The sequence below is a fragment of the Streptococcus ilei genome, assembly GCF_000479335.1.
Taxonomy (GTDB): Bacteria; Bacillota; Bacilli; order Lactobacillales; family Streptococcaceae; genus Streptococcus; species Streptococcus ilei.
Window position 1 is genome coordinate 1,807,750 of sequence record NC_022584.1, and the last position, 19,919, is coordinate 1,827,668.

At 43.3% G+C, this 19,919-nt stretch carries 16 protein-coding genes; all 16 read left to right on the forward strand.

Annotated elements, in window-relative coordinates:
• Positions 1 to 129: 129 nt before the first annotated feature.
• The 16 genes from N596_RS08585 (at position 130) to N596_RS08660 (ending at position 19,919) form a co-directional block, all read left to right on the forward strand.
• Entirely contained in the window at positions 130 to 1,131 is a 1,002-nt protein-coding gene (locus N596_RS08585) for a uroporphyrinogen decarboxylase family protein (RefSeq protein ID WP_006596959.1), read from the forward strand.
• 18 nt (positions 1,132 to 1,149) lie between these two features.
• Positions 1,150 to 1,350 (forward strand): hypothetical protein, encoded by a 201-nt coding sequence (locus N596_RS08590; RefSeq protein WP_006595041.1) that lies wholly within the window; start codon positions 1,150 to 1,152, stop codon positions 1,348 to 1,350.
• A 99-nt stretch (positions 1,351 to 1,449) separates the two neighbouring features.
• A complete protein-coding gene (locus N596_RS08595) occupies positions 1,450 to 2,451 on the forward strand; it encodes a uroporphyrinogen decarboxylase family protein (RefSeq protein ID WP_023027637.1) in 1,002 nt (333 codons plus the stop codon).
• 27 nt (positions 2,452 to 2,478) lie between these two features.
• A complete protein-coding gene (locus N596_RS08600) occupies positions 2,479 to 3,357 on the forward strand; it encodes a transporter substrate-binding domain-containing protein (protein ID WP_023027638.1) in 879 nt (292 codons plus the stop codon).
• A gap of 66 nt (positions 3,358 to 3,423) precedes the next feature.
• On the forward strand, positions 3,424 to 4,116 hold the full coding sequence (locus N596_RS08605) for an amino acid ABC transporter permease (protein ID WP_023027639.1): 693 nt from the start codon (positions 3,424 to 3,426) through the stop codon (positions 4,114 to 4,116).
• A gap of 3 nt (positions 4,117 to 4,119) precedes the next feature.
• Positions 4,120 to 4,806, forward strand: coding sequence for an amino acid ABC transporter permease (locus N596_RS08610; protein ID WP_023027640.1), 687 nt, complete (start codon positions 4,120 to 4,122; stop codon positions 4,804 to 4,806).
• Positions 4,807 to 4,825: 19 nt separating this feature from the next.
• Entirely contained in the window at positions 4,826 to 5,590 is a 765-nt protein-coding gene (locus N596_RS08615; RefSeq protein ID WP_023027641.1) for an amino acid ABC transporter ATP-binding protein, read from the forward strand.
• Positions 5,591 to 6,208: 618 nt separating this feature from the next.
• Positions 6,209 to 8,314: an ATP-dependent Clp protease ATP-binding subunit gene (locus tag N596_RS08620; protein ID WP_023027642.1), complete on the forward strand. Its 2,106-nt coding sequence runs from the start codon at positions 6,209 to 6,211 to the stop codon at positions 8,312 to 8,314.
• A 290-nt stretch (positions 8,315 to 8,604) separates the two neighbouring features.
• A complete protein-coding gene (locus N596_RS08625) occupies positions 8,605 to 8,850 on the forward strand; it encodes a hypothetical protein (protein WP_023022151.1) in 246 nt (81 codons plus the stop codon).
• 187 nt (positions 8,851 to 9,037) lie between these two features.
• Positions 9,038 to 9,367, forward strand: a complete 330-nt coding sequence (yajC, locus tag N596_RS08630) for a preprotein translocase subunit YajC (protein WP_023027643.1) — start codon at positions 9,038 to 9,040, stop codon at positions 9,365 to 9,367.
• A 131-nt stretch (positions 9,368 to 9,498) separates the two neighbouring features.
• Positions 9,499 to 10,248: an undecaprenyl pyrophosphate synthase gene (gene uppS, locus N596_RS08635; protein WP_023027644.1), complete on the forward strand. Its 750-nt coding sequence runs from the start codon at positions 9,499 to 9,501 to the stop codon at positions 10,246 to 10,248.
• An 11-nt stretch (positions 10,249 to 10,259) separates the two neighbouring features.
• Positions 10,260 to 11,063 (forward strand): phosphatidate cytidylyltransferase, encoded by an 804-nt coding sequence (locus N596_RS08640; protein ID WP_023027645.1) that lies wholly within the window; start codon positions 10,260 to 10,262, stop codon positions 11,061 to 11,063.
• 41 nt (positions 11,064 to 11,104) lie between these two features.
• Positions 11,105 to 12,364, forward strand: a complete 1,260-nt coding sequence (gene rseP / locus N596_RS08645; RefSeq protein WP_023022155.1) for an RIP metalloprotease RseP — start codon at positions 11,105 to 11,107, stop codon at positions 12,362 to 12,364.
• A 17-nt stretch (positions 12,365 to 12,381) separates the two neighbouring features.
• A complete protein-coding gene (locus tag N596_RS08650) occupies positions 12,382 to 14,232 on the forward strand; it encodes a proline--tRNA ligase (protein WP_023027646.1) in 1,851 nt (616 codons plus the stop codon).
• A 142-nt stretch (positions 14,233 to 14,374) separates the two neighbouring features.
• Entirely contained in the window at positions 14,375 to 18,766 is a 4,392-nt protein-coding gene (locus tag N596_RS08655) for a PolC-type DNA polymerase III (protein WP_023027647.1), read from the forward strand.
• A gap of 289 nt (positions 18,767 to 19,055) precedes the next feature.
• Positions 19,056 to 19,919 carry a helix-turn-helix domain-containing protein gene (locus N596_RS08660; protein WP_023022158.1) on the forward strand — a complete coding sequence of 288 codons (864 nt, stop codon included), beginning with the start codon at positions 19,056 to 19,058 and terminating at the stop codon, positions 19,917 to 19,919.

Sequence of the window (19,919 nt, forward strand, 5' to 3'; positions counted from 1 at the left end):
GAAATTTTAAGGCCTTGATAGGGAAAATATATTAGTCAGCTACTTTTCGAGGTGATATCATGGTTACAAATTTCAGAAGGGCAGCAATCAGTCTTCCTTTTGGAGAAGAGATTGAGGAGGTTTCACGGTATGAGTAAAAAAGAATTGGTTCTTCGTGCCATTCGAGGCGAAGCAGTAGAGCGAATTCCTGTAGGATTTTGGCTCCATTATGTGACCCAAGAAGAAAAAGAATTGGGTCTAGACAATCCGGCCGTACTTGAAAAAAGTATCAAAGGACACCAACACTATGTTGAAGAAATTTCACCTGATTTTGTCAAGATTATGAGCGATGGCTTCTTCCGCTATCCGAGTGCTCTTTATTCGAGAGAGATCACATCAATCCAAGAATTAAAGGATATTCAGCCCATCGGAGAGCATCATCCTTGGATTGAAAAACAAATTGAAGTGGTCAAGGAAATTCGTTCTCATTTTCATGAGGAGATTGCTTCTTTCTACAACATCTTCTCGCCCATTTCTTATTTGAAACGCTGGTTCCGGACAGATCATTCTCGCGGGGATCAAGTGATTGCGGACTTTATCAAGGAAGATCCAGAAACCTTGGCCCATGTACTTGATGTCATTGCTGAAGATATCGCTATTCTTAGTCGCCGCTTGATCCAAGAAGCGGGAGTGGAAGGGATTTACTTCTCAACTCAGCAGATCCAAGATGAGCGCGTGACAGATGAAGAATACCGCAAGATTATTGAACCGAGCAGTATCGCTGTCCTAGAAGCGGCCAATGAAGCGGGTGGCATCAATATCCTTCATATCTGTGGCTTTGAAGGAGCTAGCAATGAAGTGGAACTCTTCAAGGATTATCCAGCTCAGGTTATCAACTGGGCGACCCATCATGAAGGGATCAGCTTAGCAGAGGGGCGCAAGCTCTTTGGCAATCGCGCCGTCTTGGGTGGCTTTGTCAATGGTAAGAAAGGCTTGCTCTACCAAGGGGAACGAGCAACTATCGAGCAAGAAACCCGTCGCTTGGTGGCAGAAGCTGGAAGTCGCGGTTTGATCCTTGGAGCAGACTGCACCGTGCCAGACGATTTCCAATTGGAACGTCTTGATTGGGTGCGCCAAGCAGCTGTCTTATAAAAGAGAAAGGAGAGGGAGATGAAAAAAATCAATATTTGGTGTCTGATGCTGGTAGCTTTATTCCTAGTCCTAGGACTCGCAAAAGTTGCTGCCGCTAGCAGTCAAGAGGAAAGCAAAACGGATCCGGATGTGGAAAGACTGGAGAAAATTCCAGCTCATAGTCTCTCCCTCATTCGCCCGTCTGATCTAGCAGGAGTCCTGCTCCTAGAAGATCAGTGATAAAAAAAGATGAAGGGCTTGATAAAAAATATATATTAGTCAAAAAAAAGTCCAAGTGTTAAGATAACTAGCAAGAAAAGAATAGAACGAGGTAAGAACATGTCCACAAAAAGAGAATTAGTTTTAAAAGCTTTCAGAGGGGAAGCGGTTGACCGTGTGCCAGTTGGCTTTTGGCATCACTTTACAAGGGAAGAAGAATGGTTGAAAGGTTTTTCCAATCCTGAAATTATTGAAAAAAACCTCAATGGTCATAAAAACTTCCTACACAAGGTCAAACCAGACTTTGTCAAACTCATGAGTGATGGCTACTTTGCTTATCCAAACCCAGCTATTTACAAGGGCCTTGAAAACATCTCGGATTTAGCAGGGATTGAACCCCTCGGGGCAGATCATCCATGGATTACAGAGCAGGTAGAACTGGTCAAAAAAATCCGTGCCGATTTTGAAGAAGACATTGTAGCCATTTACAATATCTTTGCTCCGGTAACCTACTTCAAATGGTTGGTCGGAGAAGTTTCAGGTGGCGATGACTTGATTGCAAACTTTATCGATCAAGATGCCACTACTCTTAAAAAAGTACTAGATACCATTGGCCAAGACATCGCTAGTTTGAGCCAACGAATCATCAAAGAAGCTGGAGCAGACGGGATCTACCTCAGTGTTCAAAGTATTCAAGATGAGCGCGTGAGTCAAGAAGTGTACAAACAAGTCATTGCGCCGAGCGAACTCCATGTTTTAGAAACAGCGAATGAAGCAGGTGGGGTGAATATCCTTCATATCTGTGGCTACGAAGGAGCTCGCAATGATATCCACCTCTTCACAGACTACCCAGCTCAAGTCATTAACTGGGCGGTTGGACCAGAAGGCATCAGCCTAGCGGAAGGACGCGAAATCTTTGGTGGACGCACGGTTCTTGGTGGCTTTGAAAATGGCAAAAATGGTCTCCTCTACACAGGAGACAAGGCTGCGATCCAAGCAGAAACCAAACGCATCATCGCAGAAACAGGAACCACAGGCTTGGTCATCGGTGCGGATTGTACCATTCCAAGTGATATCGATGAAGAACGAATCGAATGGGTTCGTGAAGCAGCAGCAGAATAAGGAAAATAGAAAGAGGGAGAACAGAATATGAGTAAAAAAACATGGATTATCGGTGGGGTGGCCGTTCTTGCCCTTGCAGGTGCAACGATTATTGGACGGAGCTTGAACCACGCAAACGACAGCAAAGGCTCAACAGGATCGAACAAGGTAACAACCTTAAAAGTAGCCCACACTCAAAACTACGTGCCTTATGATTTCGTCGATGAAAAAGGGGAATCAGATGGTTATGAAGTAGCCGTGCTGAAAGCCATTGACGAAAAACTTCTAGACTACAAGTTTGAGTACACTGGAACGAGTGATGACGATCTCTTGATCGGTCTAGAATCTGGCAAGTACGATATCGGTACCAAAGGAGCTTGGTATACAGAAGAACGCGCCAAGAAATTTATCATTCCAAAAGAACCAATCGGAGCCAGTATCATCGGATTTACCGTACGAAAAGAAGATGCGGATAAATACAAGAACATTGATGACTTTGCGAAAGAAAAAGGAAAATTGGTTCCAATTTCACCACAAAATGCGCAATGGAATGTTATTAAAGAATACAATGACAAGCATAAGGACAAACAAATCGAATTAACAGCTGCAGAATCGTTCAAAGTTGCAGATGCCTATGCATGGGTTCTGGAAGGACGTTACGATGCCTTCTTTGACATCAAACTTTCCTTTGAAAAAGCTGTCACAGATAAAGATGGCTCTTACCACCAATATGCAGACAAACTCAGCTGGTTTGCCTACAAAGGAATTCCAACTTACCCATTGATCCACAAGGATAAGAAAAACGAAAAATTTGCGGAAGCCTACAGCAAGGCCATCAAAGAATTGGAAAAAGATGGCACACTTGCTAAACTATCAGAAAAATATTTCGGTGAAGATGTCTTCAGTTATGTAGATAAAGAAAAATAAGATGAAACTGGGTGCGTTTAGCCCCAGCTTCCTTATTTCTATCCGGATAGAGAAAGGAAAAGAAAGATGGTCTCATACGACATTTCCAAGGTCTGGTCATTTCTCCCAACCTTGGTCCAAGCCCTGCCGGCGACCCTAGCTTTGATGGTTTTAACGACGCTTCTCGGCTCGGCTTTTGGCTTGGTTTTGACCTGGGCACAAGTATCAGAAGAGAAGGTAGGAGCAGGTCTAGCAAAAGGCTATATCTTCACATTGCGTTGTACCCCTCCGATTGTCCTCCTTTTCTTGGTCTTTTATGGACTGCCCCAATTTTTAAACTGGTGGTTGGGAGTAGATATCGATCACTGGTCTAAGTTTGTCTTTGTCCTTGTGGCTATGTTTCTTCTCTTCGCGGCGATGATCTCTGAGGTCTTCAAGGCAGCCTATTTGGCAATTCCAAAAGGCCAGATGGAAGCCGGCTTGAGTATTGGCTTGACGCCAGCTCAAACCATTTGGCGGATTGTCCTCCCCCAAGCTTTTCGCGTGGCTCTTCCCAATATGACAACGGCCACCTTGAACCTCATGCGCGATGCCGCTTTGGCTTATACCATTGGCTTTATCGACATCATGGGAGCAGGAAATAACTTGATCAGCCGCAATCTCGGAAATTATTCTCTGGAGACGTATACAGCCGTAGCAGTGATCTACTGGGTGATTGCTCTAGTGATCTCCTTCTCCGCTCAACTCCTTGAGAAACGACTCAGTGTCACAGAAAGGTAGCTTATGGATTTCAATTTTATTAGTAAAACATTTCTAGCCACCTTGGGTGGTGTTCCAGTGACTCTTCTGATTATGGTCGTCTCCATTCTTTTGAGTTTTTTTCCAGCCCTCTTTTTGGCGCTCGGTCAGATTTATAAGGTTAAAGGGGTTCGCAGTTTCTCAGTGGTTTACTTGGCCTTTATACGCGCGACGCCTCCGATTCTCTTGATTCTCTTCTTTTATAGTCTCTTCCCTAGCCTCTTAAATAGCTTTTTTAAGAGCATGGGTAGTCACTTTAATGTCTTTGAGATCAATCCCATTTACTATGCCTTCATCATCTTTAGCTTGATGACAACAGGGAGTCTTGCTGAAATTCTTCGGTCCGCTATTTTGACAGTGGATAAGGGCCAGCTAGAAGCAGCGCAAGCTATCGGCTTGACCAATAGCCAGGCCTATATCCGCATTGTCTTTCCACAAGCCCTGCGTGCAGCCCTGCCCAATCTGTGTAACCTGGTCATCAACTTGGTCAAAGGTACTTCCCTTGTCTTTGTCATGACCATCAAGGATATCACCGCTATTGCCAAGGTCGAAGCCTCCTATGGCTATCAGTATTTTGAATCCTATCTAGTGATTTTTATTCTTTATATTGTCATTTGTGGATTAATTCAGTGGGGATTCAATCGCTTAGAAAAACGCCTGACACTCGCATAGAAGAAGGAGAAATGAGAAGATGTTAGAAGTAGAACACGTATCAAAAAAATTTAAGGACCACCAAGTTCTGGTAGATGTCAATCTCAAGGTCAACCAAGGGGATGTGGTCGTCATTATAGGCCCATCCGGATCAGGAAAAACAACCTTCCTTCGCTGCCTCAACCACCTGGAAAAGGCAGATACAGGCCGTTTGACTCTGGGTGGGAAAGAGTATGACCTCTCAAAACTCAGCAAAAAGGATATTTTAGAAATCCGCCAAAAGACAGCCTTTGTCTTCCAGCATTACAATCTCTTTGCCAACAAAACAGCGCTTGAAAATATTTTAGAAGGCCTGATTGTAGCTCGTAAGATTCCAAAAGAAGAAGCTCTTCAACGGGCAGAATCAGCCCTTGAAAAAGTTGGCCTCCTAGCTTATAAGGATTACTATCCTTCTCAACTGTCAGGTGGCCAGCAACAACGGATCGGAATTGCACGTGCCATCGCAGTCAAACCAGACGTAATTTTGCTGGATGAACCGACTTCAGCGCTGGACCCAGAGTTGGTTGGGGATGTACTGGCTGTTATGAAGCAATTGGCCCAAGAAGGAGTGACCATGGTTGTGGTGACGCATGAGATGAGTTTTGCGCGTGATGTAGCCAACCACGTCATCTTTATGGATGGCGGGCATATCATCGAAGAAAACGAACCCCATGAATTCTTCAATAGTCCAAAGGAAGAGCGAACCAAACAATTCCTATCACGGATTCTATCCGACGCTACCTACAGCGTCGAATACATGATTTAACAAGAGGAGAGTGGGACAGAAATCGGTCATTCGTTAGAATTCGATTTCGTCGTCCCACCTCCGCACAGCTTCAACAGTCTGGGAGACTGTTGAAGGTTGCAGATAAAGGAAACATAGTTTCCGTCAACATAGGGCATCTTTGAAGCTTAAAAAGTGAATAAAGACTTAGGATACTTGCTTCGCAAGTTCTATCCGCCACCTCAAAGCAGTGCTTTGAGCACTCAACCACTGCGTCTTGCTAGATAATCCAAAGACAATTGAGAGGCTAGAACTTTTGTCCCAGCCTCTTTTTGATTCTGGAAAAATTTTTTTAAAAAAAGTAAAAAATTATGTAAAAAAGTGTTGACAAAAAAATCAGTCTGGATTATAATAATTTATGTAAACAAAAAGAGGTTGAGAAAATCTCAAGAGTTTACAGAATCAATAGTAGAAAGGAGATGGTGTGATGCTATTTCCAAAATATAGAAAACTAATTGATAAAAGAAGGAATTTAAGATCCTAGCCCTTGAGGCTATTCATTTAAAAGAGAAAATAAAATTATGTAAATAAACTTAAAGTAGCCAGTCTGGCTACCATTTTCAAGAACGAATTAAAATTATGTAAAACGAGGTAACAACTATGAACAACAACTTTAACAATATGGACGATCTTTTCAATCAACTAATGGGAAACATGGGTGGTTTCCGTTCTGAAAGCCGTCGCTACATGATCAATGGTCGTGAAGTGACACCAGAAGAATTCGCTATTTACCGCCAAACAGGTCAACTTCCATCTGATGGTGGCGAACAAGCTCAACACAGCCAAGCTAAAGGTATGAAGCAAGATGGGATTCTTGCGAAGCTTGGTCGCAACTTGACCGAAGAAGCACGTGAAGGAAAGTTGGATCCGGTCATTGGACGTAACAAAGAAATTCAAGAAACAGCTGAAATCTTGTCTCGTCGTACCAAGAACAATCCTGTCCTTGTCGGGGATGCAGGTGTTGGTAAGACGGCTGTTGTAGAAGGATTGGCTCAAGCTATCGTGAACGGTGATGTTCCAGCAGCTATCAAGAACAAAGAAATCATCTCGATTGATATTTCTGGTCTAGAAGCTGGTACGCAATACCGTGGTAGCTTCGAAGAAAATATCCAAAATATGATCCAAGAAGTCAAAGCAATGGGCAATGTCATCCTCTTCTTCGATGAAATTCACCAAATTCTTGGTGCAGGTAGCACAGGAGATGGACAAGGATCTAAAGGTCTTGCGGATATCTTGAAACCAGCTCTTTCTCGTGGTGAATTAACCGTGATTGGGGCAACTACTCAAGATGAATACCGTAACACCATCTTGAAAAATGCTGCCCTTGCTCGTCGTTTCAACGAAGTCAAGGTCAATGCTCCTTCTGCTGAAGATACCTTCAAGATTCTCCAAGGAATCCGTGATCTTTATGAAAAACACCACAATGTTGTCTTGCCAGATGAAGTCTTGAAAGCAGCAGTTGATTATTCTGTTCAATACATTCCACAACGGAGCTTGCCTGATAAGGCCATCGACTTGGTTGATGTGACAGCTGCTCACTTGGCAGCTCAACATCCAGTAACAGATGTGCACGCAGTGGAACATGAAATTGATGAAGAAAAAGCAAAACAAGAAGAAGCTGCAGCTAAAGAAGATTACGAAGCAGCTTTGAAAGCAAAAGTTCGCATCGAAGAACTGGAAAAGAAAATTGCTAACCATACGGAAGACCATAAAGTAACAGCAACAATCAACGATGTGGCTGAATCAGTAGAACGGATGACGGGTATTCCAGTTTCTCAAATGGGAGCAACCGATATCGAACGCTTGAAAGATATGGGACACCGTTTGCAAACGAAAGTTATCGGTCAAGACAAGGCCGTTGAAGCCGTTGCCAAAGCGATTCGTCGGAACCGTGCAGGATTTGATGAAGGCAACCGTCCAATCGGTAGCTTCCTCTTCGTCGGACCTACTGGTGTCGGTAAGACTGAGTTGGCTAAACAATTGGCCCTTGATATGTTTGGTACCAAAGATGCCATCATCCGTTTGGACATGTCAGAATACAGCGATCGTACAGCCGTCTCTAAGTTGATTGGTACCACTGCCGGTTATGTTGGTTACGATGATAACAACAATACCTTGACAGAACGTGTACGTCGCAATCCTTACTCTATCGTCCTTCTTGATGAGATTGAAAAGGCGGATCCTCAAGTGATCACCCTGCTCCTTCAAGTCTTGGATGATGGTCGTTTGACAGATGGTCAAGGAAACACCGTTAACTTCAAGAATACGGTCATTATCGCTACTTCAAACGCTGGCTTTGGTTATGAGGCTAACTTGACAGAAGATGCTGACAAACCAGAACTCATGGATCGTTTGAAACCATTCTTCCGTCCAGAATTCCTAAACCGCTTCAATGCTGTCATCGAATTCTCACACTTGAGCAAGGAAGACCTTTCTAAGATTGTTGACTTGATGTTAGCAGAAGTGAATAAAACGCTTGCTAAGAAAGACATTGATTTGACAGTTACCGATGCAGCTAAAGAATATATGACTGAAGAAGGATACGATGAAGTCATGGGTGTTCGTCCACTCCGTCGTGTGGTTGAACAACAAATCCGTGATAAGGTGACTGACTTCCACTTGGATAACCTTGACGCAAAACACTTGTTGGCTGATATGGAAGATGGAGAATTGGTTATTAAAGAGAATGGAACCTCAGAAGAATAACCGAAACATCTAGCTCCATAAACAAGAGAAAATCAGTTTGAAAAAGAAGGCTAGGAAGAAATTCTTAGCCTTTTTAATGTCAACAAAAGAAAATATATGAGGTATAGTTTTATCGTTTTTTTTCCCAGAAAGTGAAAAATGATAAAAAATAGGTATGTTTTTTCATAAATTAGTGCAAAATACAGCATGAAAATGCCTTAGAAAGCGTCTGTAAGCAAGATTTTCTTATAAATGAACAAATAAATTATATAATATATAAAAGACTAAATTTAAGGGGATAGGATGATTTTATGAAAAATCCAATTGATATTTATTCGACAAAAGATTATAAGAAAGTTGAAGCTGTCGTTCAATTGATGGTGGATGGAAAGGTGACAAGTTATAGAGTAGCGACTGAGACAGATATTAGCAAGATGAGTCTAGCTACCTTGACAAAAGGAACCAGTAAAATTAAAAATATTACCTATCAAACAGCCATGTTGTTGATTGAATGGTATGATAAAAATCATGAAAAATATGGAATCACAATCGATTAGCAAAAACCTATTTTTTATGGTTTTTTCTTTTTCTAAAAAAGAAAGCACTAGAAAAGCTGTCCGAATCAAATAGTGGTTGGACACCTCCATCTAAGGACTTATTTTTTTGAAAATCAAGGGTTCGTATTGAAAATACCTATAAAATTTGCTATAGTAGAGCATATATGATTTAAAAAGGAGAAATGGGATGCAAAGTGGTACAACCTTGCTATTTATGCTTGCGCTAATGGTCGGAATGATGTTCTTCATGAGCCGTAGCCAAAAGAAACAATACCAAAAACGGATGGAAAGCTTGAACAAGCTTCAAAAAGGGTATGAAGTGATTACCATCGGTGGTTTGTATGGAACAGTTGATGAAGTAGATACTGAACGGAAAACCGTTGTCTTGGATGTGGATGGCGTATATCTCACATTTGAATTGACAGCTATTAAAACAGTTTTGCCAGTTTCAGAAGGAGTGACAGCTAGTGCAGTTGAAGGCGCTGGCGAATCAGATTCTATCATCGACGGTGAATAATAAGAAGGAGCGATCAAAAGGTCGCTTTTTTCATTTTTAGCTAGATCCCCCTAGAAAAGGGACAAGACTGCCATTTTAAGCGGATTTATGATATAATGAAGCGATAAAAACAGTGAAATAGGTAGAAAAACATGTTTCGTTTTAAAAAGAAAGAAAAGTTAAGTGTTCCCCTAGAAGTGCCCAAGCATATTGGAATTATCATGGATGGGAATGGTCGTTGGGCCAAAAAACGGATGCAACCTCGTGTCTTTGGGCATAAAGCTGGTATGGAGGCTTTGCAAGAAGTAACCATTGCAGCCAAGGAGATGGGTGTGCAGGCCCTAACGGTCTATGCTTTCTCAACTGAAAACTGGACACGTCCTCAACAGGAAGTGAGCTTTATCATGAATCTTCCAGTTGAATTCTATGACCGCTTTGTTCCAGAGCTTCACAAAAATAATGTGAAGATCCAGATGATTGGCGAGGTTTCCCGTCTTCCGAAGGAAACCTTGGAGGCTCTGGAAAAGGCAGAGGCCTTAACACGCTCCAATACAGGCTTGATATTGAATTTCGCCTTGAACTATGGAGGACGGGCAGAACTGACCCAAGCAGTCAAACAAATTGCCCAGGAAGTCCTAGATGCGCGCTTGAATCCAGGCGATATTTCAGAAGAGATGATTGCCAATTATTTGTATACCAGTAGTCTACCCAAGGACTTACGAGATCCTGATCTGATTATTCGGACTAGTGGCGAGCTTCGCTTGAGCAACTTTTTACCTTGGCAAGCAGCCTATAGTGAGCTTTACTTTACCGATGTGATGTGGCCTGACTTTGGAGAAAAGGCCTTGCATGAAGCAATAGAAGAATACAGCCATCGTCATCGACGTTTTGGTGGTGTATAGGAGAGAAATAGATGAGAAAAGATTTACAGAAGCGAGTGATTTTTGGAGGAATCGCCCTAGCATTCTTTATCCCAGTTGTTCTTATGGGAGGCCTTGTGTTCCAGATTGTAGTGGGACTTATCGCTATGTTGGGTGTTCATGAATTGTTGAAGATGAAAGGTCTGCAGACTGAAACCATCGAAGGAGCCTTGGCCATGCTAGCAGCTCTTGTGTTGGCGTTGCCTTTAGAGAGTTACCTTCCCTTCTTACCAGCGGGTGGCAATTTCATCGCCTATGGCCTTTTGGTCTTATTATTGATGGGAACGACTGTCTTGGCGCAAGGCTACACCTATGACGAGGTTGTCTATCCGATTGCTTCAAGTTTTTATGTTGGCTTTGGTTTCCATGCTTTGATTCAAGCACGCTTAGCAGGTGTAGATAAGATTCTCTTGGCCCTCTTTATTGTTTGGGCTACGGATTCAGGAGCCTACTTTATTGGGAGCCAGTTCGGTAAGAAAAAACTCTTGCCAAGAGTATCACCTAACAAGACTGTTGAAGGAAGTCTAGGCGGGATTGCTTGTGCTGTCGTTGTGACGATGATCTTTATGATGCTAGATCGTACCGTTGCAGGCTCTTACGGTTGGGTGACCATGATTCTCTTTACCATTCTTTTCAGTATAGCAGCTCAGTTTGGTGACCTAGTCGAAAGTGCCATCAAGCGCCATTTTGGAGTGAAAGACTCTGGCCGTTTTATTCCTGGTCACGGTGGTGTCTTGGATCGATTTGATAGCTTGATTTTTGTTTTCCCACTGATGCTATTCTTTGGTCTGTTTTAAACAGAAATCATCCTATCATCAGATAAAACGAAGGAGCGTGTATGCAATTTATTGCCTTTATTATCATTTTTGGCGTCATTGTCCTGGTACATGAGTTCGGCCATTTCTATTTTGCAAAGAAATCAGGCATCCTTGTTCGCGAGTTTGCGATTGGGATGGGGCCCAAGATTTTTGCCCATGTAGGCAAAGACGGAACAGCCTATACTATTCGAATCCTTCCATTGGGGGGCTATGTCCGAATGGCAGGCTGGGGCGAAGATACAACAGAGATTAAGACAGGAACGCCTGTCAGTCTAACTTTGAACCCTGAGGGAACAGTTGTTCGGATCAACCTTTCTGGGAAAAATATCGATCAGACAGCTCTTCCCATGAATGTCACAGATTTTGATTTTGAGGATAAACTTCAAATTACAGGAATCGTTATCGAAGAGACCAAAACTTATCCTGTCCACCATGATGCAACCATCGTTGAGGAAGATGGGACAGAAGTACGGATTGCTCCTCTGGATGTGCAGTATCAAAACGCTAGTATCTGGGGACGCCTGATGACCAACTTTGCTGGTCCAATGAACAACTTTATCTTAAGTATTGTCGTGTACTCTCTCCTTGCCTTTATGCAGGGAGGTGCAGTGGACTACTATAGCAACCATGTTCAGGTCGTTCCCCAAGGAGTGGTGGCTAAGGCTGGTTTGAAAGACAATGACCAGATCGTTCAAATCAATGAATACAAGGTCTCCAACTGGGATGAGTTGACAGATTCTGTCCAGAAGGCGACCCGTAACCAAGGAAAAAATCCAGAAGTAACGATTACCTATGAACGAGACGGGAAAACTCAAAAAGTGACGGTTCAACCAGAAGAAGATGGGGGACGGTATTATATCGGTGTGACCAATGCTGTCAAGACAGGCTTCCTAGATAAGCTTTTCTCAGGTGTGACAGATACTTGGTACACAGCAACTCGTATTTTGACGGCCTTGAAGGATATCATCTTCCACTTTAGTTTGAACAAGTTGGGTGGTCCGGTAGCGATCTACAAAGCTAGTTCGCAAGCTGCGGAGCTAGGACTTCCAGCTATCCTATCCTTGATGGCCATGCTGTCTATTAATATCGGAATCTTTAACTTGATTCCTATTCCGGCTTTGGATGGTGGGAAAATCTTGATCAATCTGATCGAGCTTGTTCGTAGAAAACCTCTTAAACAGGAGGTAGAAACCTACTTGACCCTTGCTGGAGTGGCGGTCATGGTTATTTTGATGATTGCTGTGACTTGGAACGATATCATGAAATTATTTTTGAAATAGAAAAGGAATGAATCTGAATGAAACAAAGTAAAATGCTTATTCCAACACTTCGCGAAATGCCAAGTGATGCCCAGGTCATCAGCCACGCTTTGATGCTCCGTGCTGGTTATGTTCGTCAAGTATCAGCAGGTGTCTACTCTTACCTACCACTTGCCAACCGTGTAATCGAAAAAGCTAAGAAGATCATGCGTCAGGAATTTGATAAGATTGGTGCCGTTGAGATGTTGGCCCCGGCCCTTCTCAGCGCTGACCTTTGGCGCGAATCTGGCCGTTATGAAACTTACGGGGAAGACTTGTACAAATTGAAAAATCGTGAGAAGTCAGATTTTATCTTGGGGCCAACTCACGAAGAAACTTTCACAGCTATTGTCCGTGATTCTGTTAAGTCTTACAAGCAGTTGCCACTGAATCTCTACCAAATCCAGCCTAAGTACCGTGATGAAAAACGTCCTCGTAATGGACTTCTTCGTACTCGTGAGTTCATCATGAAAGATGGTTACAGCTTCCACGCTAACTACGATAGCTTGGATGTGACCTATGATGAGTACAAGGCAGCCTATGAGCGTATCTTCACTCGCAGTGGTTTGGACTTCAAAGCCATCATCGGTGACGGTGGAGCCATGGGTGGTAAGGATAGCCAAGAGTTTATGGCCATCACTCCTTCACGAACAGACCTTGACCGTTGGGTGGTCTTAGACAAGTCAGTCGCATCATTTGACGAGATTCCTGCAGAAGTGCAAGAAGAAATTAAGGCAGAATTACTGAAATGGATGGTTTCTGGTGAAGATACGATTGCCTACTCAAGTGAGTCAAGCTATGCAGCTAACTTGGAAATGGCGACAAACGCCTACAAACCAAGCAACCGTGTTGTGACGGAAGAAGAAGTGGCTCGTGTAGAAACACCAGGTGTCAAATCAATTGATGAAGTAGCTGCCTTCTTGAATATCTCTGAAGACCAAACAATCAAGACCTTGGTTTATATTGCAGACCAAGAGCCAGTTGTAGCTCTATTGGTTGGCAACGACCAACTCAATGAAGTCAAGTTGAAAAACCACCTTGGAGCTGACTTCTTGGAACCTGCAACTGAGGCAGAAGTGAAAGAATTGTTGGGAGCTGACTTTGGTTCTCTTGGTCCAGTCAATCTTCCAGAAACTGTCAAAATTATTGCAGATCGCAAAGTGCAAGATAGCCGCAATGCTGTTGTGGGTGCTAACCAAAATGGTTACCACTTGACGGGTGTGAATCCAGGTCGCGACTTTACTGCCGAATATGTGGATATCCGTGAAGTGCGTGAGGGTGAAATCTCTCCAGATGGACAAGGTGTTCTCAACTTTGCGCGTGGGATCGAGATTGGTCACATCTTCAAACTCGGTACTCGCTACTCAGCAAGTATGGGTGCAGATGTCTTGGATGAAAATGGCCGTGCTGTGCCAATCATCATGGGCTGCTATGGTATCGGTGTGAGTCGTCTCCTTTCAGCAGTCATGGAACAACACGCTCGCCTCTTCGTTAATAAGACACCAAAAGGTGAATACCGTTACGCTTGGGGAATCAACTTCCCTAAAGAATTGGCGCCGTTTGATGTGCATTTGATTCCAGTAAATGTCAAAGACGAAGCCTCTCTTGAATTGACTAGCAAGATCGAAGACCAATTGGTCAAGGCTGGCTACGAAGTCTTGGTGGATGACCGTAACGAACGTGCAGGTGTTAAATTTAGCGATAGTGACTTGATTGGTTTGCCAATCCGCATCACTGTTGGGAAGAAAGCAGCTGACGGTATCGTAGAAGTGAAAATCAAAGCTTCAGGAGACACGATTGAAGTGCATGCAGACAACCTGCTTGAAACCCTTTCAATTTTAAATAAATAAGCAATAGTAGAAGGCTAGGATGCTCAACACCCTAGCCTTCTTTTTTGTAAGCTGAGCCAGCTAGATGAAAGGACCTTCTGACAGTCGAAAAGTTAGGCGAAATATGATAAAATAAAGGCTAGTAATTCGTCAGGGAGAAATCATGTCAACTAGCTTTGAAATCTTAATGAATCAGTTAGGGATGCCTTTGGAAATGCGTGAATCAGGCGCTTTTGAAGGGGCTGAAATCCAAGAGGTCATCGTCCATAAGCTCAGTCGTGTTTGGGAATTTCGTTTTGTTTTTGCCGAAATTCTTCCCATCACTATTTTTCGGGAGCTCAAAAACCGCTTGGCTGAGGAGTTTTCAAAGACAGGCAATCGAGCGGTGTTTGAGATTCAGGTAAAGAATCCAACTTTTAGTGAGGAGCTCTTGCAAGCCTATTACCAGGAAGCTTTTGAAGATGGTCCCTGTGCGAGTCAGGGCTTTAAGAGCATGTATCAACACTTGCAGGTTCGTGCACAGGGAGGAGAGCTGATTATTAGTGGCCCTTCATCTGTGGATACGGAGCATCACCGGAAAAATCATCTGCCAAATCTTGCTAGTCAATTGACCAAGTTTGGTTTTCCTCATTTTCAGTGTCGGGTAGAAGCTGATGACCAGTTGACAGAAGAACTCCAACAGGCCTTCGAAGCTGAGAAGGATCAAATCTTCCAAGCAGCCAACGAAGAAACATTGCGGGCCATGGAGTCCTTGTCTCAAATGGCTCCTCCACCAGCAGAGGAAAAACCAGCCTTTGATTTCAAAGCCAAAAAGGCTGCGGCCAAGCCTAAGCTGGATAAGGCAGAGATCACTCCTATGATTGATATCACGACAGAAGAGAACCGCATTGTTTTTGAAGGGGTAGTCTTTGATGTCGAGCAAAAGGTAACTCGGACAGGTCGAGTCTTGATCAATTTCAAGATGACCGACTATACCTCCAGTTTTTCGCTCCAGAAATGGGCTAAAAATGAAGAAGAAGCTCAGAAGTTTGATATGATCAAGAAAAACTCTTGGTTACGGGTTCGTGGGAATATCGAGGTCAATAACTTTACACGAGATTTGACCATGAATGTTCAAGATGTTCAAGAAGTGGTCCACTATGAGCGTAAGGATCTGATGCCAGAAGGCGAGCGTCGGGTCGAGTTCCATGCCCATACCAATATGTCGACCATGGATGCCCTACCTGAGGTAGAGGAGTTGGTCGCAAAAGCAGCCAAATGGGGCCACAAGGCAGTTGCTATTACCGATCATGGGAATGTGCAGTCCTTCCCTCATGGTTACAAGGCAGCTAAAAAAGCTGGTATCCAACTCATCTATGGGATGGAAGCCAATATCGTTGAAGACCGTGTACCGATTACCTACAATGAAGTCGATCTAGACCTTCATGAAGCGACCTATGTGGTTTTTGATGTGGAAACGACAGGACTCTCAGCAATTTACAATGATCTGATTCAGGTTGCCGCGTCTAAAATGCACAAGGGCAATATCATTGCTGAATTTGATGAGTTTATCAATCCAGGGCACCCCATTTCCGCCTTTACAACGGATCTGACAGGCATTACCGATGACCATGTTCGCAATGCCAAACCTTTGAAACAGGTCTTGGAGGAGTTCCAGGAATTCTGCAAGGATGCGGTTTTGGTTGCCCACAATGCCACTTTTGACGTGGGCTTCATGAATGCCAACTATGAGCGTCATGGCCTTCCCAAAATCACCCAGCCAGTAATTGATACGTTAGAGTTTGCTCGGAACCTTTATCCAGAGTACAAGCGTCATGGTTTGGGCCCCTTGACCAAGCGGTTTGGGGTTGCCTTGGAACACCACCACATGGCCAACTATGATGCAGAAGCGACGGGTCGCTTGCTCTTTATCTTTATCAAGGATGTAGCAGAAAAGCATGGCGTGACTAATCTTGCCAAGCTGAATTTGGATTTGATTAGTCCGGATTCCTACAAAAAGGCTCGGGTCAAACACGCAACCATCTATGTCAAGAACCAGACGGGCTTGAAAAACATGTTCAAATTGGTCTCCCTTTCCAATACCCAATATTTTGAGGGAGTTCCTCGGATTCCGCGAACAGTTTTAGATGCCCACCGGGAAGGTTTAATCCTGGGAACGGCTTGTTCTGAAGGAGAAGTCTTTGACGCGGTCGTCTCTCAAGGAGTTGATGCGGCAGTGGAAGTGGCCAAGTATTATGACTTTATTGAGGTCATGCCTCCAGCCATCTATGCGCCCCTCATTGCTAAAGAGCAGGTCAAAGACATGGACGAGCTCCAGACTATCATCAAGAGCTTGATTGAGGTGGGAGATCGCCTTGGCAAGCCAGTCCTCGCGACAGGAAATGTCCACTACCTTGAGCCCGAGGATGAGATTTATCGAGAAATCATTGTCCGCAGTCTTGGGCAAGGGGCCATGATTAACCGGACCATCGGTCATGGAGAAAACGCCCAACCTGCACCCCTACCAAAAGCCCATTTCCGTACAACCAATGAAATGCTGGATGAATTTGCTTTTCTAGGGGAAGACTTAGCACGAAAACTGGTCATTGAAAACACCAATGCTCTGGCAGAAATCTTTGAACCTGTCGAAGTGGTCAAGGGTGACCTCTATACCCCATTTATCGACAAGGCCGAAGAAACGGTTGCCGAATTGACCTATCAGAAGGCCTTTGAAATCTATGGCAATCCGCTACCTGATATTGTTGATTTACGGATTGAAAAAGAATTAACCTCTATCCTGGGGAATGGCTTCGCCGTGATCTATCTGGCTTCCCAACTCTTGGTGCACCGTTCCAATGAACGGGGCTACTTGGTTGGTTCCCGGGGATCTGTCGGCTCCAGTTTCGTTGCGACCATGATCGGGATTACCGAGGTTAATCCGCTCTCTCCTCACTATGTCTGCGGGGAGTGTAAATACAGTGAGTTTATCACGGATGGTTCTTATGGTTCAGGATTTGATATGCCCAATAAGGACTGTCCAAACTGTGGTCACCAACTCAGCAAAAACGGCCAAGACATTCCTTTCGAGACCTTCCTTGGTTTTGATGGGGACAAGGTACCCGATATCGATTTGAACTTCTCAGGGGAAGATCAGCCGAGTGCCCACTTGGATGTCCGTGATATTTTTGGAGAAGAATATGCCTTCCGGGCAGGAACAGTAGGTACAGTTGCAGCCAAGACCGCCTATGGGTTTGTTAAAGGCTATGAGCGGGACTACGGCAAGTATTACCGGGATGCAGAGGTGGAACGGCTAGCCCAAGGAGCAGCTGGGGTTAAACGGACGACTGGTCAGCACCCAGGAGGGATCGTTGTTATCCCTAACTATATGGATGTCTATGACTTCACCCCTGTGCAGTACCCAGCAGATGATGTGACAGCTGAATGGCAGACTACTCACTTTAACTTCCACGATATCGATGAGAACGTCCTTAAACTCGATGTCCTGGGACATGATGATCCGACTATGATTCGCAAGCTCCAGGACTTATCAGGCATTGATCCAAACGATATCCCAATGGATGATCCTGGTGTCATGGCCCTCTTCTCAGGAACCGATATCTTAGGAGTCACACCGGAGCAAATCGGTACCTCGACTGGTATGCTGGGGATCCCAGAGTTTGGGACCAACTTTGTTCGGGGTATGGTCGATGAAACCCATCCGACGACCTTTGCCGAGTTGCTTCAGCTTTCTGGTCTGTCTCACGGTACCGACGTATGGTTGGGAAATGCCCAAGACTTGATCAAGGCGGGTATTGCTGACCTATCAACCGTTATCGGATGTCGGGATGACATCATGGTTTACCTCATGCACGCTGGCCTAGATCCAAAAATGGCCTTTACCATCATGGAGCGGGTGCGGAAAGGCATGTGGCTCAAGATTCCTGAAGAAGAGCGCAATGGCTATATCGAGGCCATGAAGGCTAACAATGTACCTGAATGGTACATCGAATCTTGTGGGAAAATCAAGTACATGTTCCCCAAAGCCCATGCGGCAGCCTACGTTATGATGGCCTTGCGGGTGGCTTACTTTAAGGTTCATCATCCGCTCTACTATTACTGTGCTTACTTCTCAATCCGTGCCAAGGCCTTTGATATCAAGACTATGGGTGCAGGCCTAGAAGCCGTGAAAGCGCGGATGAAGGAGATTGCTGAAAAACGCAAGAACAACGAAGCTTCCAATGTGGAGATTGACCTCTACACGACCCTTGAAATTGTCAATGAGATGTGGGAGCGTGGCTTCAAGTTTGGTAAGCTAGACCTCTATCGCAGTGATGCGACGGAATTCATCATCGATGGAGACACCCTTATTCCACCATTTGTTGCCATGGATGGATTGGGAGAAAACGTAGCCAAGCAGATTGTACGAGCTCGCAAAGAAGGAGAATTCCTTTCTAAAACAGAGTTGCGCAAACGTGGTGGCGTCTCCTCAACCTTGGTGGAAAAGATGGACGAGATGGGAATTCTTGGCAATATGCCAGAAGACAACCAGCTCAGTCTCTTTGATGATTTGTTTTAATTTAAAGTCAACTTGTTCAAATAAGCCGACTAAGTTTCATCTAATTAAGACTTAACAGTAAAACCAGTAGAGATGAATTTTTATGATTTTCATTTCTACTGGTTTTTAGATATGATAGAATATAAGTAAGTTTTTATACAAAGACTAAAACTTTAGGAAGTTATATATTGAAATTATCAAAAATGATTGCTATAAATTACTAATAATGATACTCTCAAACAAGAGTAAGCTTAATGGAAGTAGTGTTTGCTATACCTTAATAACTTTTCGATATGGAATGGAGATAAGTATGATTTTAGGTGAAACTTATAGGAAAATAAGAGAAGAAAAGGGGATTTCTATTTCTTCATTAGCAGGTGCTGAAATTTCAAAATCTCAAATATCTAGATTTGAATTAGGAGAAACAGAGATTTCTGTCTTTAAGTTATTGTATCTTCTTGAAAGAATAGGAGTAACACTAGAAGAATTTCTGCTTATCTGTAATCATTATCAACCTTCGGATTTTAATACCTTAATAGCTTCTGTTAAACAGGCCACATATAATGAAGATGCTCAAGCATTACTAGATATGGTAGAGAAAGAAATAGAACTTTTTCATGAGACAAATTCTCATTACCATAAATTAAATGCTATTTTCATCGAAAGTATTGTTTCGGGAATGGATAAGAATCATCAATTGAGTCGTCAAGACGCCTCTTATCTTACAAACTATTTATTTTCCGTTGAAAACTGGGGTTATTACGAAACGCTCATCCTTGGAAATTGCTGTCGTGTTCTATCTCCAGATTTATTATTTAGATATGCCAAAGAGGCGCTCAAAAAAGGGAAGTTGTATAGTCCTATACCTAGAAATAGACAATCTCTCATTCAACTACTTCTCAATTCTTTGATTATAATGATTGAGAACGACTTATATGAGGAATCTTTATTTTTAAAACAGGCTACGAAGAATATATTAGCGGATTCCACAGATTTTTTTGAACAAACTATTTTGCTATATTTAGATGGATATTTGGAACTGAAATTCTATCATAATCAAAAATCACTTTTAAAAATCAAAGAAGCTTTAAAAATTTTCGAACTCTTCAATAAAACAATCTACAAAAATTACAAACAATACTTTGAGAAACACATCATTCATTTAGTAGACTAG